Origin of the sequence: Bacillus inaquosorum KCTC 13429 (genome assembly GCF_000332645.1) — a bacterium.
Taxonomy (GTDB): domain Bacteria; phylum Bacillota; class Bacilli; order Bacillales; family Bacillaceae; genus Bacillus; species Bacillus inaquosorum.
On record NZ_AMXN01000004.1, the window covers coordinates 340,110 to 363,532 of the forward strand.

Here is a 23,423-nt window from a genome sequence, read left to right on the forward strand (position 1 = left end):
CTCTTCACGACGAGAGCCCCGCAGCCGCTGTTTTACAAATAAAACGTATCGGATCTTAGCCCTAAACGCAGCGTCTCTAACGCGATCGCATCATGAAATGGGATATTGGCCAAATTCACATTCGACCCGATCCTTTGAATAAACCCTTGCTGGAGCGTTTTGTTCGGCGCTTCAAAAATCAGCCTGCTGATATCAATATCCGAGGAAATGATGTCATCAACAATTTGAAACCGGACATCGCCGCTGCTGGAACATATTCCTCCTGTCCCGCTTTCCCTTGCCTCCGTAATCACTTTTTCCGCGCCAGCTTCCATATCCTCAACGATATACTCTAGCCATTCCTCAGAGCTTTGCCGGCTTGATAATTCCGCATCCTTGCTGCCCACCTCACTGAGCACAAGAAATTCATCAGAAAAATCGGCAATGTAAGCCGCTTTCTCTTTATTCGTCATCGGGAGCGTACCGTTTGAAATCTCGATATATTCACAGCCGAAATAGGTGCAATACCGATGAAATTCATTCACTTTTTTCTGGCTTACATACTTCTCAAATAGTGTGCCGCCAAAGAAAAATTTAATGTCATGCTCTTTCAGCGCGCTGATCTTTTCTTCAAGATCTTTCGTAAGTAATGATGTGCCCCAGCCGAATTTCACAAAATCAATATAGTCGGACGCTGCGGCTATCACATCTTTGAAAAATTGCAAGGGATAGCCGTTATCTATTAAAATGGTCTGCCCGGTTTCTCTCGGCTTGCTTGTTCTCACTGGCAATTCTAGTGAAAAATCATTCATATCATGACCCTCTCTATCGTTGGAACTTCTCTTTCTTGTTTCACTTTCATCACGAAATCGCCTGTCAATTCTTTTGTACAGTACGCGATGTCTTCCGGATCAAACAATGGCTGGCAGCGGTCAAAAAATTTCTCCGCAACAGAAGAGCGTTTTATTCTTTCGATCGTCTCCGCAGCGGTTACCGCATTTGTCCCTTCAATGATGTCCTTGATATACTCCGCACACGCCATGTCGTCATCACCAGACGGATGGGAAGCGACAATATTCATGACACAATCCTTTGCGGCTAGCGTTCTCACATGCTCTGCTGTTGTTCTGGCGTTGGAAAATCCGGTCACGAACAGATGCTGGGCGTTCAGCGCCCCTAACGCCGCTGTGACGCCGTTTGTTGTTTTCTGGATCAGGCGCTTATCCGCCATACCCTGCATCGCCATCCGTTTTGGAGAATTATCCAAATCAAATCCGCTGATACCGACCCCCTTTTCCTCTCCCGTCAATACGTAATCCGGATAGGTTTCTTTCAGCGCAAAGGCTTCCTCTGCTGTTCCGGCCAATAATATCTCTTTCGCCCCGCCGATAAACGCATAATGGGCGACCGTAAAGGCTCTGATGACATCAATGACGATGTTAATATCCGCCGGGGCTAGCGAATGATGATGCCCCTGATAAATGGTAATCGGCATAATACCTCTCCTTGGGCATAAAACCATTTTGCTTAAAAGCATATTCAGCCGGTCTCTTAATGGTTCCGCTCCCTCATTTTAGGCGGCGCCGCCCCTAAAAACCCTGAACGTTTATGTGAAAAATGAATAGTCTGCCTATAACTCGATCAATAGATAAGAAAACAGACAGATGCAAACGGGGGGAAAACGTTGAACGAACAAATCATCACATATGACACATGGAACGACACGCTGTCCAAGCAGATAACGGATCAATTGATCGATGAGCTCGATGTGTTGAAATGGGCTTACCGAACATATGGGGAAAAGATTGTGTACGCGTGCAGCTTTGGCGCAGAAGGGATGGTACTTCTCGACCTCATATCAAAAATCAACAAAAACGCGCACATCATATTTTTGGATACAGGGCTGCATTTCCAAGAAACATATGAGCTGATCGAGACCGTCAAAGAGCGATATCCGGGATTGACAATCCAGTTACTCGAACCCGAGCTGAGCTTAAAAGAACAGGAGACGCAATACGGCGGTGAGCTGTGGAAGCATAACCCGAATCTATGCTGCCAATTGCGGAAAATCGAACCGCTGAAAAAGCATCTGTCCGGCATGTCAGCTTGGATTTCAGGGCTGCGCCGGGAGCAGTCGCCTACGAGAAAGCATATTCAATACGTGAATCTGGATCAAAAGTTTAAGCTCATCAAAATTTGCCCGCTCATCCACTGGACATGGGATGACGTTTGGACGTACATCCGCCTGCACAATTTGCCTTATAACAAACTGCACGATCAACATTACCCGAGCATAGGCTGTGAAATGTGTACATTGCCTTCCGCGGACCCGAACGATGAGAGAGCTGGAAGATGGGCCGGACGGGAGAAAACAGAATGCGGCCTGCATCAAGAATAGCGTCCGGCATGCCCTTGCCATGGAATGATGTTGACGCGCTGCTCGAGGTTTTCAGCCAGCGCAGAAAAGAAAACAAAGGAAACGTAAAAATGGAGGTTGAACACGTTGAATGGAAACGAGCCCCACGGAGGGGTGTTAATCAACCGCTGCGATCCCGCATGCCATTTTGAAGGGTGCACGTGCGAAGCGGAGCTGGATCAGCTTGCACTGAGCGACCTGGAGCTTATCGCGATCGGCGGCTACAGCCCGTTAACAGGTTTTTTGGGAGAAAAAGATTATCATTCTGTTGTGAAAGAGATGAGGCTGGCAAACGGCTTACCGTGGAGTCTGCCGATTACGCTGCCTGTCGGAGAAAAAACAGCAAAACAGCTGTCTGCCGGAGATCGCGTCAAGCTTGTGAAAGACGGCATCACCTACGGCATGATCACAGTCATTGATATATACCAGCCCGATAAAACACAGGAAGCACTGTCTGTTTTTAAAACAAACGATCCTGCCCACCCAGGCGTAAAAAAATTGCTTGAGCGTCCGGATTACTATATCGGAGGGCCTATCACGGTCAGCCGCCTTCCCGTTAAATCCTTCGAACAGTTTTACGCAGCGCCCGCAGAAACAAGAGCGGCCTTTAATAAACTCGGCTGGAAAACGATTGTGGGTTTTCAAACCAGGAACCCTGTTCACAGAGCGCATGAATACATTCAAAAAACAGCGTTAGAAACGGTCGACGGTCTGCTGCTTCACCCGCTTGTCGGAGAAACGAAGTCAGACGATATTCCGAGCGATATCAGAATGGAGAGCTATCAGGTTTTGCTTGATCACTATTATCCAAAGGATCGGGTCATGTTATCGGTTTTCCCTGCTGCCATGCGGTATGCAGGTCCGCGGGAAGCGATTTTCCATGCCCTCGTCCGCAAAAACTACGGCTGCACCCATTTTATTGTAGGCCGTGATCACGCGGGTGTCGGCAGCTATTACGGAACATACGACGCGCAAAATATTTTTCAATCATTCACAGAGGAGGAGCTGGGCATCAAGCCGCTGTTTTTCGAGCACAGCTTTTACTGCCGGAAATGCGGAAACATGGGCACCTCGAAAACATGTCCGCACAGCCCGAGAGACCACATCCACTTATCAGGCACAAAAGTGAGAGAGCTTCTCCGCCACGGCAAAAAGCCGCCTAAAGAATTCAGCCGCCCTGAGGTCGCAAACGTGCTGATCAAGGGTCTTCATCAACAGCCAGTTGCCATCCAGCAAAACAGCGGGGGATTGCAATGACACACAATCCAAACATCATTTGGCACCCCGCTGCAATCTCGAAGTCTGACAGACAGTCCTTAAACGGGCACAAAAGCTGCGCCCTCTGGTTTACCGGACTGTCCGGCTCAGGAAAGTCGGTGCTGGCCAATGCTGTTGATGAAAAGCTTTACCGCATGGGCATTCAGAGCTATGTGCTTGACGGCGATAATATCCGCCATGGCTTAAACAAAGATCTTGGATTTCAGACTGGAGACAGGATTGAAAACATTCGCCGCATCGGAGAAGTGGCGAAGCTGTTTGTCGACAGCGGGCAAATGATTTTAACGGCTTTTATTTCTCCATTCAGAGAGGACCGGGACATGGTCAGAGCGCTCTTTCCTGAGGGAGAGTTCTTCGAAATTTATGTGAAGTGCCCGCTGCATGTGTGTGAACAGCGCGATCCGAAAGGACTATATAAAAAAGCGCGAAACGGAGAGATCAAACATTTTACCGGGATCGATTCACCGTATGAAGCGCCGCTTTCACCCGATTTCATCATTGAGACAGACCAGACATCTATTTCCGACGGAGCTGATCTGATCATTACAGAACTGCAAAGCAAAGGAATCATATAAAAAAACCCGATCAATATCGGGTTTTTTCTCATGTTCCCGCAAACTGTGCAATCAAACGGTTGATCTTCTCTTTTTCTTCATAAAAAGCTCCGTGCCCGCTGTTTACAAACGGAACCAATTCCGACTGTTTGATGCCGCGCTTCAATTCTTTCGCAAAATCAAACGGCGCAATTTTATCCTTTCTTCCGTGCAGGATCAGCGTCGGAACCTTGATCGATGCAAGATCCTTTCTGAGATCCTCGTCTCTTAATGCAATGCCCGAGTGAATCGTCCCGTAGGAGGAAGCCTCCAGCATCAGATTGAGAAACCAAAGTCTGAGCTCCGGAGACACGTTTTTCTCAAAAAACTGTGTCCCTAAATCAGCCAGTGTTTTGGGCCGATCCGTTTTGAATTGTTCAATCATATCGTCAATATCCTGCTTCCTCATCCCGTACGGATAACCCGGTCGTTTTGTAAATGCGGGCGCCGCTGCAGACAATAATATCAGCTTGCCAATATCGGCTCCTTCATGCCTTGCCATATAACGGATGGCGATTGCGCCGCCCATCGAAAAACCGGCAAGAACCGCGTTCTCAAGCTGCAGCGTATAAATGACTGCCTTCACATCATCTGCCATCGTGTCATAATCGTAGCCTTCCCACGGGCGATCAGATTGCCCATATCCCCGTAAATCAATGCCGATAAAACGGAATCCTCTTTTCGGAAGCTCATTCATTTGATATTCAAACATCTTATGATTCAGCGGCCACCCGTGCAAAAAGATGATCGGCCTTCCATGCCCGATATCCTCTACAAACAGTGTCACATGCTCCTCGGTTTTGACGTAATGCCCCATTCCATATTCCTCCTGTTCCCTTTTCTTTCCCGGCCTGTAACCGCCTTGACGTACAGGAAGCTTTCCATTTATGCTTACAAAACAAGCGGGCTGCTGTACCAAGAAAAGGCTCTTCACGGTTTACTATATGTATCAAATTCCATAACGATCTATTAAATTGATCCCGAAGGCCTCTGGTTTTCGGGCAGTAAAGGATGTCATCACATGAATAAAACAGTGATTCAAAAACCGCACATACCGGAAAACCTGCAAACCGCCGATTTTTACGAAACCGCTACGCAGGATGATGTCATCAGCATGTATTTGTTTGAAGATTGTACAATCTGCGGCGAAGATATTGAAAGACTTTGTGTGGAAAAAACGGTATTCAGAAATGTTGTGTTTATCGATGTATCTTTCCGGCATATCGAACTGACAGATGTGATCTTTGAAAAATGTGATTTGTCGAACGCCGATTTCAGCGGGGCTGTCATTCACAGGACTTCAGTAAAGCAATCAAAAATGGTTGGAATGAATTTGGCGGAATCAACGCTGCGGAATGTTTCATTCGAGGAATGCCACGGACATTTCAGTTCATTTTCGTACTCAAATATGAAACAAGTTCGATTTGATCACTGTGCCCTTATGCAAAGTGAGTGCAGCAATATGGCGCTCCAGCAATCACACTTTGACGGGTGCGAACTGGAAGGCGCCAGCTTTACCGGCACGTCCCTTCAAAATATGGACATCAGCACCTGCCGTTTTGAACAGCTTCATGTCTCCCTCGACAAATTGAAAGGCTGCAAAATCGCGCCGGAGCACGCGATTGCTTTCGTCAGGGCGCTGGGAGCTGTCATTGTATAACAAAAGCTTAGGACATCAGGCGGCGGGCTGTATCGGCTGCCGCTTTAATGCCTGTTTCCAAATCCGCAAGAGATGCATAGGAATATGACAGCCTGATGCTGTTTCGGTCTTCGCCGTCATAAATGGAACCGGGATTCACCAGCACCTGCTGTTTCAGCAATTTATGAAAGAAACGGCTGATAGGCAAGGTTTTGTGAAATGTAACCCAAATATAAAAGCCTCCGGCGGGAATCCGCCACGTCGCGATGTCCCCTGCATACTGCTTAAGAAAATGAAGCGCCGCGTCTCTCCTTTGTTTTAGCACCCTCCGTATCCTTGTCAGATGCTCTTCATAATACCCCTGTGACAGCCACTCGGCAGCCGCCCACTGGGACAGGCCGCTCGATCCGTAGTCTGTCTGCATTTTAATGTCTGCCAGCCTTTCAATGACCGGCTCCGGTCCGACAAGCCAGCCGATTCGAAGGCCGGGGCTCACTGTTTTTGAAAAAGTGCCCAGATACAGAATATTGCCTCCATGATCCATTGCTTTTAAGGACTGCGGCGGTTTTTCTTCAAACCATATATCACCGTATGCATCATCCTCAATGATCGGCAGCTGCTCTTTTTTTGAAAGGCTGATGATCTCTTTCCTTCGCTGTTCTGACATGACAATGCCTGTCGGATTATGAAACGACGGAATCGTGTAAAGCAGCTGTCCTCCGTATTGTTTTCGATAAGAAGAAACAAGCCCCGCTTTGATACCTGCTTCATCCATCGGCAAGCCGCGAAGCCGCATCCCCGCTGATTGAAACACATGCAAAGATTGAAGATAAGAAGGTTTTTCAGTCAAAATGACAGAACCTCGTTTCAGAAGCCCGATCGAGATGAGCTGAAGCGCCTGAAGCGCGCCTGACACAATTAAAATCGCTGACGGTGACACATGGATCTGCTTTCCTTTTAAATGCTCCGCCACCGCCTCCCGCAGCTGACGGTTTCCTTTCGGCTGCTCGTACCCTAAAGACAGACCGTGCGGATTGATCTGCTGAAACATCCGGCGCATTGTATCAGCAGGCAGCAGATCCGGTGAAAGCTCTCCTGTGCCTAATCTGATGATATCCGCTCTTGGTTCATTTTGATTTATATCCTGAATGATAGAAGAATTAGGGTGATGAATTCCTGAACGGACGTAATCGCTCCAATTGAGCGGAGGCTCAGCGGCCAGCACGCTCCAAGTACTGTTTACAACCTTCGTGCCGCCTCCTCTCCTCCCCTCTAACAGGCCTTGAGACGTGAGTTCATCAATGGCTGCTGTCACTGTGCTGCGGTTGACTTGAAACATGTCGGCCAGCGTTCTCTGTGAAGGGATTTTCGTCCCTACAGCCCACTCTCCGTGAAGAATTTTGTCTTTCATGTATTGTTCAATCTGCCGATGCAGCGGAATATCCGAATCTCGGCTTGGCTGCCATTGCGACATAGTCATGCCCCCTTTTTTCACATTATACATTTGGCTGGTTCTAAACCCAACCAAATGGCCGGAGACATGATAGAAAATCTCCCTTATGATTGAAACAACAGATGTGAAGGGAGTTTTTTCAGCATGAATGCAATCATCCACGGAGTTGTGCTAGCGTTTGGCTTGATTTTGCCGCTGGGAGCGCAGAATGTGTTTATTTTTCATCAAGGAGCGTGGCAAAGGCATATTTGGCGGGCACTCCCCGCCGTCATCAGCGCTTCTGTCTGCGATACCCTGCTCATTGTGTCAGCGGTTGCTGGTGTATCTGTCATTGTGCAGCAGGTGCCTGTGTTTGAAACGGTAATGATGGCCGGGGGATTTTTATTTCTCCTCTATATGGGCTGGGTGACATGGAACAGCCGTCCGAAAGCAAACCAAAATGAGAAAAATACGTTCACAGCGAAAAAACAAGCTGCGTTTGCGGCCGCCGTTTCTCTATTAAATCCACACGCTATTCTGGACACGATCGGTGTCATCGGCACAAGCTCACTCCAATATTCTGGGCTTGAGAAATGGCTCTTTATGGCTGCCTGTGTCACTGTCTCTTGGTTTTGGTTTATCAGTCTTGCGATAGCGGGCCGGCTGTTTCAGACGATAGATACGAGCGGCAGGCTTATGCTGATTGTAAACAAATGCTCTGCAGTGGTGATGTGGGCAGCAGCAGGATATTTCGGGGTATCGCTCTTCAGCAATTGAAGGAATAACAATTGAAACAGCGAATGTCTTAGAAAAGGAGGCAATGCTAATGACTGATGCAAAACAGTTTTATGACTACCATTCTTGGGCAAACAAGCGAATATTTAACCATATCGAAAACCTGCCGGAGGAAACTGCTTATCAAGAAGTAAAGAGCGTATTCCCTTCTGTCAGCGACGTGCTGCTTCATATGTGCAGGGCTGACTACATTTGGCTGAACGTTCTTTCGGAAGTTGCCTACCAAGAGATCATAGACAGCGTAGGCAAATTCGAGTCCGCGCAAGGTGATATAGCAGCGATTAAACAGCATGCTTCCGAGTTGGAGGCACAGTATCATGATTTCTTCAGCCGACAGATAGACTTGGAACAGACCTTCTCAATGAAACATCCGAAACTCGGGACACTGGAAACAACCTATGCAGACATCATCCTGCATGTCGTCAATCACGGCACTTATCACAGAGGGAACGTGACTGCAATGCTGAGACAGCTTGGCCATTCAGGCGTACCTACTGATTATGTGTATTATTTATATGAAAAGAGCGAAAGCAAGGGCTAAACTGTCCTTGCTTTTTTTGCTAAGAACGATTTGCGGAAGTTGCAGGCGCAATATGATAACGTTTACAAACTAGTATGAGCACGACTCACATCCAGCTGTACAGGCCTGCCGCTTCGATACGAATTGGTCGCGGCAATGCCGACTTCTAAATTGATCGTTGCATCGACATCCGTCACGATCGGCGTTGTTCCATTCCGGACACACTCGGCAAAGTGCTGCAGCTCTAAGCAGTAGGCTTCATGAAAACGAGTTTGAAAGTCTGGGATAATATCATAGCTGCTCCCTTTCGCCGACAGGATGGTCACATGTTGATTTCTCAATGTCCCTATGAAAATACTGCCCTCTGTCCCAATAACTTCCGCCCGGATGTCATGTCCGTATGGAGAGGTTCTGCTTGCCTCGACATCTCCCGCTGCGCCGGAGTCAAATTCTATATACGTCAGCGCCTGATCCACATCGCCGTACTGCTCCATAAACGGGTTGTTCAAGATCCTGCCGTGTCCCGAAACAGAAGTGATCTCCGCACCGAGCAAATATCGGGCAATATCATAGTCATGGATAGAGCAGTCAATAAAGATCCCGCCGCTGTGTTTGATAAACTCTGCGGGAGGCGCTCCTTGATCGCGCGTAAAACCTTTATAATAGATGGGTTTGCCGATTTCCCCAGCGTCGATCCGCCGTTTGGCATCTGCGTACGCGGGATCGAACCGCCTCATAAAGCCGACTTGGCAAATAACACCTGTCTCTTTCACTTTTTCAGAAACTGCTTTTGATTCCTCAAGGCTTAATGTCAGTGGTTTTTCAACGAAGATTTGCTTACCGTTCTCCGCTGCTTTGATGATCATATCGCCATGTGTGCTTGTCGGCGTTACGATAATGACAGCGTCAATGCCGGGATCTTCTAACAACTCGTATGGGTCCTCTGACCATTCTTCGATACCGAATTCTCTGGCCACCTGCTCCGCTCTCCCTTTCAACGGGTCACCGACACTGACCAGTTTTGCCCCCGGAACACTGGTGACGAGATTTTTCGCATGATAATAACCGAGCCTTCCTAACCCCAATACTGCGCATCTTACTTGATGTTCCACGTCCCATCCTCTCCTTTATCTCATTTCAGGATCGCTTCGAGAAAGCGCTTTCTCTTACCAGCTAAAAAAACAGCGGTTCAATCCGCTTTAACACGTTGCGCAAGCGCTTTCTTAAAAGATGATTTCATTTTACACCGCCTCTTGTTAACACGCAATATGTTTTTTAGCTTCAACTGTCAAAACGAAAAGAACCCGCTCATTTGCGGGCTCATGTTTTGAGTGGTGCTGTAGAAAGTCTGACCACAAGCTCAGGCGGCAGCACTATTTTTTGTTTCGTCTTTCGTTTTCCTTCGATTGCTTCTGCCAGCAGTTCGATGACGCTTCGCCCCATATCTTTAATCGGCTGGGCCACGGTGGTCAGGGGCGGGGCAGCCATTTCTGCAAGTATCGTGTTATCAAAACCGATGATAGAAAGGTCATCGGGCACTTTTATGCCTCTTATTCTCGCAGCTTGTATGGCGGCGCAAGCCAATACGTCGTTGAAGGCAAAAATAGCCGTTGGGGCGTTCCTGTCCAGCAATTTTCCCGCTTCTTCCTTGCCGCTTTCCAAAGAAAACCGCGTCGGGATGATAAGCGATTCATCGACAGGCACGCCCGCTTCCTCCATCGCCTGACGGAAGCCTTTGATTCTGTTTTTTTCACCCGTCGTTGACCCATCTCCCACAATGCAGGCGATGTTCGTGTGGCCGAGTGACAGAAGATGCTTGGCAGCCTCATACCCGCCACGAACGTCATCCATCACGACAATATCCATCGGAAGCAGCGGCTTATCCTGAGAAATCATGGCAAGCGGAATTTGCTCGCTGGCGATTTCCTCCAAAGCAGACATGCTGCCATGATTCTCAATTCCTGTCGCAAAAATAATCCCGTCCACCTTTTTCTGCTTCAGCACTGAAAAATATTTCGTTTCTTTTTTCGGATCGTAATCGGTGCTGCAAATCATCATTTGAAAACCGAGCTCATCCGCTCTTTCCTCAATGCTTTTGGCAAGTTCGCCGTAAAACGGATTTGAAATATCAGGCGCCACGAGAGCGATCATATTCGTCCGTTTTCCCGTTAACGCCGCGGCGTGGACATTGGGCGTGTATGCCATTTCCTTCATGACATTCATCACCTTCTGCCGCGTTTTGCCGCTGATTCTGCCCGTATTGTTAATGACACGCGACACAGTTGTGATCGAGACACCCGCTGCCCTTGCCACATCGTAGATTGTTGTTTTCATGTTCATCCCTCGTCTGGTTATTGAACTTTCCGGCTGACAATTTTCCGGTATTCAATTGGTGAAATGCCTTCTATCTGCTTAAAGAGTTTTGAAAAGTATGTCGGGTCTTCCATTCCGACCGTTTCCGCAATGACGCCCATTTTATCATTTGTAGAGGATAAAAGGCGCTTCGCTTCCGTCATTCTCACCCGGTTCGTGTATTGCGCCGGTGTGACGCCGAGCACCTGCTGCATGCAGCGGCTCACATAATCCTGATTATAGTGAAGGGCGAGCGAGAGATCTTTGATTGTCGTCTTCTCCTTAAAATGCTCCTGTAAGTACCGGGCCGCCTCCCAGGCAACCCGCTCTTTTGCAGATGGAATTTGAAATGCCTCTTTCTGAAGGTGCAGCATCAGCTCCTCAAATAAGATTTGCTTTCTAAGCGGCAAATCGGAGTTTTCCGCAGAGTAATCTATGAGCCTTTCAAACTGCTGCGCCAGAAACTGCGGGCGCTGCACCTTGCCTTTTCTCGGCAAAGCAAGTCCGTAGCGGGCCGGCTCCTCGAAGCTCCCTTTTTCCTGCTGAAGCTCAGACCAGTTGCTCCCTCCCTTTGCCGTAAATTCATATCGATGTTCATCAAAGTGAAGCCAATAATAGGAGGTTGCTTCATCACTGCCCTTCGTCCCATAGTGTTCAAGACCGGGAGAAAGCAAGATGTACTCGCCGCCTTCAACAGAGAACGATTTTTCATTTTCCGTTATATAAAGCGTTCCCTGCTTGACGTATATCAGATCAAATACAGAAAAAACGCGCTTCACATGGGTTTCTCCCTTTTTAAAAACCCCTTCTCCGGCTGCAATAAATACCGGAAAAGGCGGGACTGTAAACAGGATGCAAGGCATTTTGATCATCCTCCTTATTAAGTCGGATTTTTGCAAGAAGTATCGTTTCTCTCCCTTTTTATTATAAGGAAATGGAGGTACACTTTAAAACGTTGATTTTATTTACGAAAGGGGTTAGACACGATGAAACAAGCTGTCTTCAAATCAACTGCTTTGAAAAAACCCGCTGACAAATCGTTCTCATTATTTTCGCTTACTTGGCCGATCTTTATTGAGGTCTCATTATATATGTTTATGGGTAATGCCGATACACTCATGCTCAGCCAATACTCAGATAACAGCGTGGCGGCGGTCGGTGTCAGCAACCAGATTTTGAATTTAATTATCGTGATGTTCAGCTTTATCGCAACAGGAACGACTGTGATCATTTCACAATTTTTAGGGTCACGGCAAAAGAAAGAAGCCATGGAAGTCGCTTATGTGTCAATCGGCGCCAACTTCTTCATCAGCCTTGCCATCAGCGCCGTCGTCTTTTTCGCGGCTGTCCCTCTGCTTCATATGATGGGATTATCAAACGAGCTGATGCCTGATGCGAAGGTCTTTTTACAAGTTGTCGGAGGCCTGTCCTTTATTCAGGCTTTAATCATGACATTTAGCGCGATCTTAAAAAGCTACGGCTACACAAAAGATACAATGTTTGTCACAATCGGCATGAACATTTTAAACATTGCCGGAAACTTTGTTGTGATTTTCGGTCTGTTCGGCTTTCCTGTTCTCGGCGTCGCCGGTGTGGCCATGTCCACATCTATCGCCCGCGTCATCGGATTAATCGCGATGATTGTCATTGTCAACAAACGCATCCAGTTGAAGATGTCATTGAAAAAAGTCTTTCATATGCATAAAGAGCATTTGCGCAAGCTGCTGAAAATCGGCATCCCTTCTGCGGGAGAACAGCTTTCATACAACCTTTCGCAAATGATTGTCACTTATTTTATCGCCATCATGGGCGCACAGGCTTTGACAACAAAAGTGTATACGCAAAATATTACGATGTTTATTTTGCTGTTTGGCACTGCAATCAGCCAGGGCACACAAATTTTAATCGGCCGCTATATCGGCGGCAAACAGTTTGATGCCGCGTATGAGCGCTGCATGAAGAGCTTATATTGGGCACTCGGAATTGCTGCGGCCACATCGGTTTTGATGACGATCTTTTCAAAAGACCTGATCGGCATCTTTACACAAAGCCCTGATATTATTGCGACTGCGAGTCTTTTAATTGCCATGACAATTATCCTTGAACCGGGCCGCTCATTTAATGTCATTATCATTAACTCCCTGCGTGCCGCGGGGGATGCGAAATTCCCGGTTTACATGGCAATGATTTCGATGTGGGGCATCGGCCTCCCGCTTGCTTATCTATTCGGCATCCACCTCGGTTTCGGTCTTGCCGGCGTTTGGATTTCCTTTATTGCGGACGAATGGGTCCGTGGAATCTTAATGTACAGAAGATGGCGCTCCCGTATCTGGATTCAAAAAGGTGTGGCGTAACACCCGGCTCAATAAGGCCGGGTGTTTTTTATATGTCAGACAGAATCCGCTTCACTTCATTCTCTGTGAGGGCGTATTGATGTTGAAATACATCATACTGCTCCGCCCGGATTTTTTCTAAAACAGCCCGGTACAAATGAAGAGCGGCTTTCACCGTTTTTTGTGAATATAACGGAAATAGCGGCAATGCATCCAGACACTCCTCAAGATAGGCTTCCGCTTCAAAAGCGATATACTCCCATGTCATAGTAAACGCCTTATTCACGACGCCATTTTGAAGGTCGTCCTCTGTATATCCAAATTGCTGCATCACCTGCCGGGGGATGCGGTTTTTTTGCTGTTGGTCCGTGCCGATATCTCTCAGAAGCCGAATCAGCTGAATCGCTAAACCGAGAGAGCCGGCTGCATGTGTAAGCTGTTCCTGATGCCGGCGCGCCATAGTCGGGAGAAGCATCAATCCGGCCGAGCCGCCCGTCTGGTATGCGTGCATGAGCAGTTCATCAAGGCTTTCGAACGGTTTATCTTCCGCTTTCTGTGCGGTAATGAACTCACGGAATGGCTCGCTGTCCAATGTAAAGGTCTGATACGCGTGGCTGAAAGCCTTCCATAAAACATGATTCCCGTTATATGTCCCGGAAAAAACATGCTCAGCCTCAGCTTCAATGGCAGATAACGCCTTCTCATCCGCATTGGCTGCCGTATGGCAAAACGCCATAACCGCCCAAGCTGCCTGCCTTTGCTTCAGCGGAAGAAACGAGAATGCTTTGTAACAGGCTGGTTCGCGGGCGCTGACGATCTGGCCGCACTGCTGATAGACTTCTTTTATCTCTTTCATTTCTTTTCACTCCTATGTATCACTGCTTCTTCAAGTCTATTATGTTTTCTCGCAATTGTATATGAAGAAAAAGCCGATTCCTTTGCGCAGAATCGGCTTTTTCTTTATCCCTCATCAATATCAATGCGATACGCTTCAAACCATGTATGAATTTGAGCAAGGTGGGCGATCAGCTGAGGCCCCTTCATGAGCTGCCCGAACCATGGAACCTTGAAGGAGGAGCCTTCTGTTTCTAAGAGCTGATCCAATTGTTTTCTATCCAGCAGGGTATGGAGCACGGAGTCCTTTTGGCTTCTGATCGTTTTCAGCCATTCGCTGACGCCTTTTGTATATTCCGGGTGGTGTGTTTTCGGATACGGGCTTTTTTTGCGATACAGAATGTCATCAGGCAAAATGCCTTCAAGCGCTTTACGGAAAATGCCTTTCTCCCGGTTGTCATGCATTTTCATTTCCCACGGGATATTCCAGACATATTCCACGAGCCGGTGATCCGCGAACGGCACCCGCACTTCAAGGCTCGCCCCCATGCTCATCCGGTCCTTGCGATCCAAAAGATTCGTCATAAACCAAAGCATATTTAAATAGAACAGCTGTCTTCTTGCTTTGTCCACACCCGTTTCTCCGTCTAATAATGGCGTTTCTGCCAAGGTTTCTTCATATTTGGCATTTACGTATTCTTTGAGATTCAATTTGTTCTGCCACGAATCAGAAAGCAGCTTGATCCGCTCCTCCGTCGACCTCATCCATGGGAAGCCCGACTCAACGTCTGCCATATGGAACCACGGATACCCGCCGAAAATCTCATCCGCGCACTCTCCCGACAGGCTGACGACAAAGTCCTTTTTGATTTCCCGGCAAAACCACAGCAGAGACGAGTCGACATCAGCCATACCAGGCAAATCTTTGACCAGCACGGCTTCCTCCAAATGATCGACGAGATCTTTTTGGCTGATCACGCATTTGTGGTGCGTCGTGCCGAAGGCCTCTGTCATTTTTTCAATCCATGGTCCGTCATCATTGGGCTGAAAGGCACTCGCTTGAAAAAATTTATCGTTCTCTTCGTAATCAATCGAATAAGTATGAAGCGGCGCTTTCCCTTCCTTTTCAAAATGGTCTGCCGCGATCGCAGTAATGGCGCTTGAGTCCAGTCCGCCTGATAGGAATGTGCAAACCGGCACATCCGACACAAGCTGCCGCGTCACCGCATCCTGAAACAATGATCTGACATTGGCAACAGTATCACCAAAACCATCAGTATGTTTTTCGCTTTGGACATTCCAATAACGCCAAATATTCAGCCCGTCTTTGGAAAACGTCAGCGCATGGGCCGGCCGGACTTCTTTTATGCCTTTAAATACGCCGGTGCCCGGGGTTCTGGACGGCCCAAGCCCGAAAATTTCAGAAAGTCCTGTTCTGTCCACCCGTGCTTTTATATCAGGGTGTGCAAGGATCGCTTTGATTTCCGACCCGAAGAGAAAAGAAGAGCCTTGCTTCGTATAAAAAAACGGCTTCACGCCGAGACGGTCTCTCGCCGCAAACAGCAGATCGCGCTTTTCATCCCACACAGCAAAAGCAAATATGCCATTGAGATGGTCTACACAGTCTTCCTGCCATTCAATGTAGCTGTGCAGCAGCACCTCGGTATCTGATGTCCGCTCGAACTGATGGCCCCGCGCCCGCAATTCTTTGCGCAGATCTTCCGTGTTATACAGCTCGCCATTATAAATAATGGTGTACGTATTTCCTTTAAAGGTGCATGCCATCGGCTGGCGTCCGCCTTCTATATCAACGACCGCAAGCCTTTTATGTCCGAATAAAACATGATGCTCTCCCCAAACGTTAGAATCATCAGGCCCCCGTTTGGAAAGAGTGTCTGCCATTCTGTTGATCGTTTGTTTTTCCTGGACGAGCTGCTTTTTAAAATCGACCCAACCCGTAATTCCACACATGTGATATCAGCTCCAATCCCGTTTCTTTCGTAACAATTTCGTTTCTTTCAGCACCTTAGTAAGTTTATGCATCTATAGGCAGATAGTTGATTTGTCCACAAAAGAGTTGTATGGGACAGGCTTGAATTGGATAGAAAGGAGAGGAAAGAAGAAAAAGGAGACAGCATGTATGGAACGGAAACAATTGATATATACAGAGGAACGAAAGTGGGAGTACGGCACCATCCTCATCGAAGACGGCATCTGTTTAATCGAAAACGAGGAAGGCGATATACTGCTGGCGGACAGTCTCCATCACAGCCCAATCTGGATACAGCATAAAGGAAAGTGGGAGCAGGCCGGCTTTCAGGATCAATTGATTCTGGCATGCGGTGAAGAAAACATCACCCTTTCCGGCGGAGAACGCATCCGCTATGAAAAATCAGTCAAGCGGCCGCTCATGGCACTTTTGGATTCGCTTGATGACGAAACCTTTCTCGCATTTTTGCAGCACTTGCACAGCTTCGGCTTATCGGTATTCGATTGTGTGTTTTCTTATAATAAAGGCGTTTTTTCGAATATTTCGGAGGAGCAGGGTGTTTCTTTTTATCACTTTTCAAATGATACCGCCCAATGCGCGGTGCAGCATCACTACAGCAGCGAAGGGACGGGAGACCGGTTCGAATGGACGGCATCAAATGGAAAGCGATCCATTATGTATTCAGCGGTCCAGCGGGGGCGCAAATAAAAAAAGCGGTGCAGCGAGGCACCGCTTTTTGATTACTTTTCAACAACAACTTTTACATCTTTGCTTTCTTTTTTGTCTGTATCAGCAGCCGTGACGTAAAGCACCGTTCCGGCTTTTTGTTTTTTAATTTTCACCGTGAACGTTCCTTTCGCGTCAGCTTTGGCAGAAGCAATGACTTTCTTTGATTTGTTTTTCACTCTGATCGTTGCCTTGCTGTTCGCCTTCCCTTTCACTGCCGTATCTTTCGTTTTCACAGCATTTACTTTCGGTGTGCCGGAAGGTTTTCCTTTGACGACGACAACTTTATACGATGTTTTCGCATCGCCTTTTGTTGCTTTCACATACAAGACTTGATCTTGTTTTTGAGTCGGGATATTGACCTTGAACTTACTGTCTTTTCCGGCTTTGGCGCTGCCGAGTTTTTTCTTGCCGTTCATCACCTCGATCAGCGTGCCTTCCTTCGCACTTCCTCTGACGGCTGTTTGTGTGCTTTCAAGCTTGTTGACCTTGAGCTGTACATCAGCTGCGCTGACAGCCTTCATGACATTCAGCCGCCCGTAGCCTGAGTGCCAGTCTATTCCAGGCGTCTTTGGAATGTCAATCGGATCGCCATTATCGTCATACAATTCCTCTTCCCCGCCATCGACGCTTTCAAAGGAAATATCGTCCGCCGTCTTTTTCAAAATATCCTCTGCTTCTGTTCTTTTCAGCTTAGGGTTTTGAGCAAACAGCAATCCTGCAGCAGCGGCAGCATATGGCGTCGCCATGGATGTTCCGCTCATGTACGTGACATTCCCGTTAGGCACTAAGCTCGGGATATCAGACCCTGGAGCAGAGATATCCAGACCTTTTCCATAGTTAGAGAAATCCGCGGTCATATCCATGCGGTTCGTTGCTCCGACTGACATCACATATTTAGATGAAGCAGGATACGATAAGAAATTGGCTCCGTCATTCCCGCTGGCTGCGGCAATTAAGACATTTTTGTCAGCAGCGTATTTCAAAGCAAATTCAATCACGCGGCTGTAGCCTCCGCCTAAGCTTAAATTAATCACCTTTGCTCCTTTGTCAGCAGCATATTTGATGCCGAGAGCAATTTGTTCAGTATCTCCTGCTCCTGTGGAATCAAGCACTTTTACCGGGATAATTTTCGCTTTGGCGTTCAAACCAGTCATTGAATAACCGTTATCGCTTTGTGCAGCAATAATGCCGGCGACGTGCGTCCCATGCCCCTGGTCATCCATTGCGTTGTTATTTCGTCCGACAAAATTACGCCCGAGATCGGTTCTTACTTTTCCTTTTAAATCAGCAAGCGTGCTGTCCACACCTGTGTCTACTACCGCAATTAATGTATCGTTCAGCTTGCGTTTAGACAGCAATGTGCTGGCAGGCTCGTATTTCACATCCGCATTTTTAATTCCGCCGTTATCACCATTGTTTTTAAGCGGCCATTGGTACGGGTATTGAATATCCTTTGACAGGCTTTTGTATTCCTGTACAGGTTCTGCAAACTCTACGTTAGACATCTTGGATAATGTCGTAGCAGCGCTTTTCACCCGTTTTGCGCTTGCCGTATATGTGCCGTTTTGTTTCTCATCTTTCGGCAGTTCAAATGAGTAGAGATTGTCAAACAGTTTCTTTGCCTTTTTCACATTAGAAATGTCTTTTTTCGATTGCGCGCTTGCAGAAAAGCCCTTCATTTCGTTATGTACTGACGAGAGGCTTTTATTGTCTTTCACCTTGAAAATGACCTTTGTTGTCTGAACTTCACTTTTTGCCGCAATATTGTTTTCTGTTAACACTGCTCCTGCTGTTTTGCCTTGCAGCTGCTTGATATTTAATCGTTCCGCCTGTATCTTTATCTCCTCTTTAAGGAAAGACGGGACTGATTGTAAAGCTTTATCGTATAGCCGGTTGATTGCCTTTTGATCCTTTTCAGTAATCTTATATGAAGATGACACACCGTTTTCTGACACATCATCAAACAACGGCTTTAATGTCACAAGATCCTGATAAATTTCATTTCTCGCTGTTTTATTGAGTGCGAGCTTTGCCACGATAAACGGCGCCGCTTTGTAGTAAAGGCTAGTCAGCTCTTTGCCTTCTGCTGTTTGGCTCAGCTGCTCATCACGTATCGCTCTCAGCTTGTCCAGGATGCTTTTTCCCGATTTTTTCTGATCGACACTCATTTCCACCGGACAAGCTTCTTCCTCTTCTAAATCTGACGGCTGCTTTTTGGTGCCTTTATATCCAATCGTATACTTGGCTTCCGCAGCTGCTTCTGCCGTTCCGCCGTCCTCTGGTTCTTCTTCACCTAGATATTCAACTTTTACATAGTAAGGGCCGCTCCACGCGTATGGAAAATTGATTTCGCTTTTTCCATCCTCCGCTGTGTAAGAACGGTACATCTCAAACGTTTCATCTTTAAGCGCTTTTTCCATACTTGGATATACAGATACATTCAGTGCTGAATCACTCTTTACGGTCAATGCCATATGTGAATGATTCTGAATATCCACTTTTCCCGGAGTCACTTTGTACCATTTCACCTGTTCCGGTTCCTTCATGGTGCCTGTCTGTTCTTTGCCGTTTTCCAGAGCCGCCGCCTGATCGATCGCACCGGCCGCTGCCGCTTTGGTTCCCGGAGAAAAAAGGCTGAAGATCAGTGCAAAAATAAGCACTGCCGCCACAAACGAGCTGAATTTTTTGCGTTTCATGATATCCCTCCTGCAAAATAATGAATCTACTTGAAGGTATCATAATTTCATAGGACGAGATACCGCTTACAGGGAATTTTAAGGTTATTTTAAATGATTTGGAATATAAGGAGGGAAATATACAAAAACCCGACTCTATCATAGAGCCGGGTTTGCGTTTTTCTATTAAAACAATCGAAAACCGATTGGCAAATGCAGGCCGAGCAGCACTGTCAGCACAAGTACAATGACGAAGCCGATCCATAAGCCTCCGGTTGATTTGTCTTTTTTCTTGCGGATGAGGAGCATTTCCATCAGACCGATGGTGATAATGCCAAGAATCATTTTTCCGGCGTATTCTCCGTTCCAGTTGGCGAAACGGACAAACAGCTCAGCTCCTGTCAAAATAATAAGGATATAGAATAACCGCAGAATCATATGAGTGATTTTTGCGCCCTTCGCACTTTGTGACGAATACAGCGAGTAGCTGACGAAAAGCAGAATCAGCGCTACCACCCATGTTGTAATATGTAGGTGTGTCATATATGTTCCCCCTATCAGATAAATTACCCCACTTATAGTACCATGAACTTGTCCTCTGCCACAAAGATAGACTCAGAAAAAACGGGCGGGTCCGAGTCCGCCCTCCTGTTTGATTCAGCCGATTTGGTTTGACAGCGTTCCGATCGGGTCAATCGTAATGTCGATTTTGTCACCTGACCGCAAGAATTTTGGCGGATTAAATCCCTTTCCGACACCAGACGGCGTACCGGTGGCAATGATGTCTCCCGCTTCAAGCGTCATCCCCTTTGAGAGGGTTTCAATTAATTCTGGAATGGAAAAGATCATATCGCTCGCCGATCCCGATTGGCGCAGCTCGCCGTTGACTCTCGTTTCAACCTTGAGGCGCTCAGGCTCCTGAATCAATGATTTATGTACAAGCACGGGTCCCATCGGACATGTCGTATCCAGGCTTTTTCCGATAAAAAACTGCTTATGCCTTTTTTGCAGATCACGCGCCGTGATATCATTCACAATCGTATATCCGAAAATATGGTCATATGCGTCTTCTTTTGATATGCGAGTGCCGCTTTTTCCGATGACGACAGCAAGCTCTCCTTCATAATCGAGCTGAGAGGTGACCTCTTCATGGCTGTTTACAATATCACCATGCCCTGTAACCGTTACTGGCGATTTTGTAAACACCATCGGATGCTCCGGAATGTCAGCCTCGCTTCCCATTTCAATCGCGTGGTCCCTGTAGTTTTTGCCGATGCAGATGACATTTTTTGACGGCTTAGGAATAGGTGCATGAAGCTTCACCTCAGATAATGAATAAATAAATGATCCCAGCTCATCATTCGGTTTCTTTGCCCACTCTGCCAGTTGCCTTGCATGCGCAACGAATTTATCCCCTTCTGCGATACATTCAATCAGCGATCCCGGAATCGTCTCAAGTTCAAACAGTTTTTTTTCAGCCTTTTGCAAATCCATAATTTTATCATCATCAATGATCAGGCCGACAAATATTCGGTTGTAAAGTTCCCCTGTCGCAAATTTCATGTTATTCCTCCATCATCTTTTAAATCAGAATGCTCCTTCATGTATTCTCTGTCGAATGCTGAAATCCCTTTTTCTCGTGTCCGTTTTCATTTCGTTTCAGGACGGGCTTGCTGCACATATCATACAAATGGCGTTTTGAGGAGGAGGAAAGAATATGGAGAACATACACTTATTTTTTCATCGGCAGCAGCTGAATAGAAAAGGAGCTGCCAAGGGGCTTTTGGTGACAGACCGATCAGTTTCTCCCATTCTTCTCACACAGCGTGACAGAGCGGAAAAGGCATCCTATGAAATCAGCTGGGAGAAGTCTCTGCTTGGTGAAAACACACTTTTTTTGAATGCGGAACAGGATGACCCGTCATTGATGCGGCGCAGGCTCGCCTATTGTTTTTTTGATCAGATCGGCGTTCCTGCTCCCGCTGCCTCGTACAGCTTTCTGACCATCAATGGCCAGCCAGAAGGCATTTATTTGAGCATCAAGAACCATCTGCTAGCCGATAGGGCAGGTTACCAAGTGAAGACCGCCGATCCGAGGGTTCCGCTGTCCGTTTTCAAAGATGGATCTGCCGCGTTCTTACATGAATTTCTCATGCTGATCCGTACAGCTGGAGATGACGAATTAGCTGAGCGCATTAAAATGTATTTGGATGTCAAACTGTTTTTTCTGTGGCTGATCGGCAGCGCCTGCACCAATCAAGGCTTTTATTACACATTGTGTTTAAACGAATCCGGCCGGCTTCACGTTTCCCCGATAGAGACCAGATCGCTTGCCGCACACGGAAGATCTGACGAAGACCCTCTGCTGACTAAAGGGCAGACGCTCTCGTCAAGGCTTCTTTCCATTCCCGCCTTCCGGTCGCAATATCACACGTTAATGAAAAACGTGCTGAATCGGTCGTTTACAATTGAACGATTGTCTCCTTTCATCAGAGATTGGCATCTTGACATTTGTCAAAAGGCTGATGATGATCCATTCATAAAAAAAAGCCCCTTGCAATTCGAAAAGGAGCAGACAAATATACTTAGAGAAATAGAGGAGCGGCAGGACTTTTTGCAAGCACACTTAGCAAGACTATAGTCCTTCCTTCCATAAAAAAGCGCAACAAAAATTGTCGCTTTTTCAGTCAAATTGACGAAAGGCAACCTTTTCAGCAAAAATAGGTTATACTAACGATATCCTGTATTTATCAAAATAAAATTCTAGAATTGGAGATCGTGTAATGAACAGTAAAATTGAAGAAATGAGAATCACACTAATTGAAACAGCACAAAAATACGGCATGAATTCAAAGGAGACGATTCAATGCAGCCAAAAGCTGGACAGTCTGCTGAACAGCCGAATTAAAGAAGAAATGATTTTTGGGGGATATCCTGAAAACTCCCGTATGTGAATCATTTTCTATAACGATTTGAATACACCACATGTAACTCCGCTTTTTGCTCAGCACTTCAGGGATATACCTCAGGGCGAGAATGTGCCCGCCCAAAAACGGATACCGCAGCACGACATACTCCAAAAAGCATTTCCTACACGCAAAAACACCATAGAAACTGAAACAAAAATCACGCAGGCGGATAGCGGCATCCATCGCCGCATTTCCGCTCAGTTTATTCAATACCCGCTTTTGAAATGTTTAAACATAACGGTCCGAAAAATGCGATCGCTTACATTTGAAGCCGATATGTCCCCTCTAATTTTCTCTCACACATATGTGCATTTGTCATAAGCTATCGTGAATAGCCCAATTAAAATCAAATTCTAATTATACTTTACCTGCCTTTTTTCAATATTTCAACAAAGGATGTGCTCGTATGCCGGCCATTGTCGGAGCGTTTAAAATTAATGCGATTGGTACGAGCGGAGTCATTCACATCGGGGACTGTATTACGATTTCTCCTCAGGCCGAGGTCAGAACGTTTGCCGGTGCGGGCAGTTTTAATACCGGTGACAGCCTCAAGGTGATGAATTACAAAAACGCGACGAATGTGTATGACAACGATGCAGTTGATCAGCCGATCGTAGGGAATGCGTAAAGGAGTGTGCTTCATGAACTTTTATATTAATCAAACCATTCAAATTAACTATCTCCGGCTGGAATCAATCAGCAACTCCTCCATTCTGCAAATCGGAAGCGCCGGGTCCATTAAATCGCTTTCTAACCTGTACAATACAGGCAGCTATGTAGAAGCGGCCCCCGAGGTTTCCGCTCAGGGGGAGCCAGTTGAATTAGATGAGCCCGATACAGGAACATTGGTCCCGCTCCAGCCTCCTGGCCGTTAATCATATGAAAGAGG

At 46.8% G+C, this 23,423-nt stretch carries 22 protein-coding genes and 2 pseudogenes; 12 read left to right on the forward strand and 12 right to left on the reverse strand.

Annotation, left to right across the window (positions count from 1 at the left end):
• Positions 1-32 precede the first annotated feature (32 nt).
• Both BSI_RS08870 and BSI_RS08865 read right to left on the reverse strand, forming a co-directional pair.
• Positions 33-791 carry a phosphosulfolactate synthase gene (locus tag BSI_RS08870; protein WP_003239380.1) on the reverse strand — a complete coding sequence of 253 codons (759 nt, stop codon included), beginning with the start codon at positions 789-791 and terminating at the stop codon, positions 33-35.
• Positions 788-1,474, reverse strand: a complete 687-nt coding sequence (locus tag BSI_RS08865) for a 2-phosphosulfolactate phosphatase (RefSeq protein WP_003239381.1) — start codon at positions 1,472-1,474, stop codon at positions 788-790. The genes BSI_RS08870 and BSI_RS08865 overlap by 4 nt, the downstream gene beginning before the upstream one ends.
• A gap of 189 nt (positions 1,475-1,663) precedes the next feature.
• Between BSI_RS08865 and BSI_RS08860 the strand changes: the two genes are divergently transcribed.
• The 3 genes from BSI_RS08860 to cysC all read left to right on the forward strand — a co-directional run bounded on the left by BSI_RS08860 (position 1,664) and on the right by cysC (position 4,248).
• Positions 1,664-2,377, forward strand: coding sequence for a phosphoadenylyl-sulfate reductase (locus BSI_RS08860; protein ID WP_003239382.1), 714 nt, complete (start codon positions 1,664-1,666; stop codon positions 2,375-2,377).
• Between the two features lie 105 nt (positions 2,378-2,482).
• Complete coding sequence (gene sat, locus BSI_RS08855) at positions 2,483-3,652, forward strand: sulfate adenylyltransferase (RefSeq protein WP_003239384.1); 1,170 nt, start codon at positions 2,483-2,485, stop codon at positions 3,650-3,652.
• Positions 3,649-4,248: an adenylyl-sulfate kinase gene (cysC, locus tag BSI_RS08850; RefSeq protein WP_003239385.1), complete on the forward strand. Its 600-nt coding sequence runs from the start codon at positions 3,649-3,651 to the stop codon at positions 4,246-4,248. The genes sat and cysC overlap by 4 nt, the downstream gene beginning before the upstream one ends.
• A 28-nt stretch (positions 4,249-4,276) precedes the next feature.
• Here the strand turns inward: cysC and BSI_RS08845 are convergent, their stop codons facing one another.
• On the reverse strand, positions 4,277-5,083 hold the full coding sequence (locus BSI_RS08845) for an alpha/beta fold hydrolase (protein ID WP_032732142.1): 807 nt from the start codon (positions 5,081-5,083) through the stop codon (positions 4,277-4,279).
• Positions 5,084-5,287: 204 nt separating this feature from the next.
• On the opposite strand from BSI_RS08845, the gene BSI_RS08840 reads away from it, so the two are divergent.
• A complete protein-coding gene (locus tag BSI_RS08840) occupies positions 5,288-5,926 on the forward strand; it encodes a pentapeptide repeat-containing protein (RefSeq protein WP_003239387.1) in 639 nt (212 codons plus the stop codon).
• Positions 5,927-5,933: 7 nt separating this feature from the next.
• Here BSI_RS08840 and pdxR read toward each other — a convergent pair whose 3' ends face one another.
• A complete protein-coding gene (pdxR, locus tag BSI_RS08835) occupies positions 5,934-7,385 on the reverse strand; it encodes a MocR-like pyridoxine biosynthesis transcription factor PdxR (RefSeq protein ID WP_080030842.1) in 1,452 nt (483 codons plus the stop codon).
• A 79-nt stretch (positions 7,386-7,464) separates the two neighbouring features.
• Here pdxR and BSI_RS08830 point away from each other — a divergent pair.
• Both BSI_RS08830 and BSI_RS08825 read left to right on the forward strand, forming a co-directional pair.
• A pseudogene (locus tag BSI_RS08830) lies at positions 7,465-8,114 on the forward strand (LysE/ArgO family amino acid transporter).
• A 49-nt stretch (positions 8,115-8,163) separates the two neighbouring features.
• Complete coding sequence (locus BSI_RS08825; protein WP_003239392.1) at positions 8,164-8,673, forward strand: DinB family protein; 510 nt, start codon at positions 8,164-8,166, stop codon at positions 8,671-8,673.
• 62 nt (positions 8,674-8,735) lie between these two features.
• Here BSI_RS08825 and iolX read toward each other — a convergent pair whose 3' ends face one another.
• The 3 genes from iolX to BSI_RS08810 form a co-directional block, all read right to left on the reverse strand.
• Positions 8,736-9,764, reverse strand: coding sequence for a scyllo-inositol 2-dehydrogenase (gene iolX / locus BSI_RS08820; RefSeq protein WP_003239393.1), 1,029 nt, complete (start codon positions 9,762-9,764; stop codon positions 8,736-8,738).
• 208 nt (positions 9,765-9,972) lie between these two features.
• Positions 9,973-10,986: a transcriptional regulator DegA gene (gene degA, locus BSI_RS08815; protein ID WP_003239394.1), complete on the reverse strand. Its 1,014-nt coding sequence runs from the start codon at positions 10,984-10,986 to the stop codon at positions 9,973-9,975.
• A 17-nt stretch (positions 10,987-11,003) separates the two neighbouring features.
• Entirely contained in the window at positions 11,004-11,867 is an 864-nt protein-coding gene (locus BSI_RS08810) for an AraC family transcriptional regulator (RefSeq protein WP_003239395.1), read from the reverse strand.
• Positions 11,868-11,990: 123 nt separating this feature from the next.
• Here BSI_RS08810 and BSI_RS08805 point away from each other — a divergent pair, with 123 nt between their 5' ends.
• On the forward strand, positions 11,991-13,358 hold the full coding sequence (locus BSI_RS08805) for an MATE family efflux transporter (protein ID WP_003239396.1): 1,368 nt from the start codon (positions 11,991-11,993) through the stop codon (positions 13,356-13,358).
• A gap of 28 nt (positions 13,359-13,386) precedes the next feature.
• Here BSI_RS08805 and BSI_RS08800 read toward each other — a convergent pair.
• Both BSI_RS08800 and asnB read right to left on the reverse strand, forming a co-directional pair.
• Positions 13,387-14,216, reverse strand: a pseudogene (locus BSI_RS08800) (phytoene/squalene synthase family protein).
• 81 nt (positions 14,217-14,297) lie between these two features.
• Positions 14,298-16,142 carry an asparagine synthase (glutamine-hydrolyzing) gene (gene asnB, locus BSI_RS08795; protein ID WP_003239398.1) on the reverse strand — a complete coding sequence of 615 codons (1,845 nt, stop codon included), beginning with the start codon at positions 16,140-16,142 and terminating at the stop codon, positions 14,298-14,300.
• A 169-nt stretch (positions 16,143-16,311) separates the two neighbouring features.
• Here asnB and BSI_RS08790 point away from each other — a divergent pair, with 169 nt between their 5' ends.
• Positions 16,312-16,869 carry a DUF2777 domain-containing protein gene (locus BSI_RS08790; RefSeq protein ID WP_003239399.1) on the forward strand — a complete coding sequence of 186 codons (558 nt, stop codon included), beginning with the start codon at positions 16,312-16,314 and terminating at the stop codon, positions 16,867-16,869.
• Between the two features lie 32 nt (positions 16,870-16,901).
• Here BSI_RS08790 and wprA read toward each other — a convergent pair whose 3' ends face one another.
• The 3 genes from wprA to BSI_RS08775 all read right to left on the reverse strand — a co-directional run bounded on the left by wprA (position 16,902) and on the right by BSI_RS08775 (position 21,128).
• Positions 16,902-19,586 (reverse strand): cell wall-associated protease WprA, encoded by a 2,685-nt coding sequence (wprA, locus tag BSI_RS08785; RefSeq protein ID WP_003239400.1) that lies wholly within the window; start codon positions 19,584-19,586, stop codon positions 16,902-16,904.
• 165 nt (positions 19,587-19,751) lie between these two features.
• Positions 19,752-20,108 (reverse strand): YisL family protein, encoded by a 357-nt coding sequence (locus BSI_RS08780; protein WP_003239401.1) that lies wholly within the window; start codon positions 20,106-20,108, stop codon positions 19,752-19,754.
• A gap of 114 nt (positions 20,109-20,222) precedes the next feature.
• Positions 20,223-21,128: a fumarylacetoacetate hydrolase family protein gene (locus BSI_RS08775; protein WP_003239402.1), complete on the reverse strand. Its 906-nt coding sequence runs from the start codon at positions 21,126-21,128 to the stop codon at positions 20,223-20,225.
• 154 nt (positions 21,129-21,282) lie between these two features.
• On the opposite strand from BSI_RS08775, the gene BSI_RS08770 reads away from it, so the two are divergent.
• The 4 genes from BSI_RS08770 (at position 21,283) to BSI_RS08755 (ending at position 23,409) form a co-directional block, all read left to right on the forward strand.
• Positions 21,283-22,206 (forward strand): CotH kinase family protein, encoded by a 924-nt coding sequence (locus BSI_RS08770; protein ID WP_003239404.1) that lies wholly within the window; start codon positions 21,283-21,285, stop codon positions 22,204-22,206.
• 142 nt (positions 22,207-22,348) lie between these two features.
• A complete protein-coding gene (yisI, locus tag BSI_RS08765; protein WP_003239407.1) occupies positions 22,349-22,519 on the forward strand; it encodes an aspartyl-phosphate phosphatase YisI in 171 nt (56 codons plus the stop codon).
• Positions 22,520-22,940: 421 nt separating this feature from the next.
• Positions 22,941-23,162, forward strand: a complete 222-nt coding sequence (locus BSI_RS08760) for a spore germination protein (protein ID WP_003239409.1) — start codon at positions 22,941-22,943, stop codon at positions 23,160-23,162.
• 13 nt (positions 23,163-23,175) lie between these two features.
• Complete coding sequence (locus tag BSI_RS08755; protein ID WP_003239410.1) at positions 23,176-23,409, forward strand: spore germination protein GerPB; 234 nt, start codon at positions 23,176-23,178, stop codon at positions 23,407-23,409.
• The last annotated feature ends 14 nt before the right edge of the window (positions 23,410-23,423 follow it).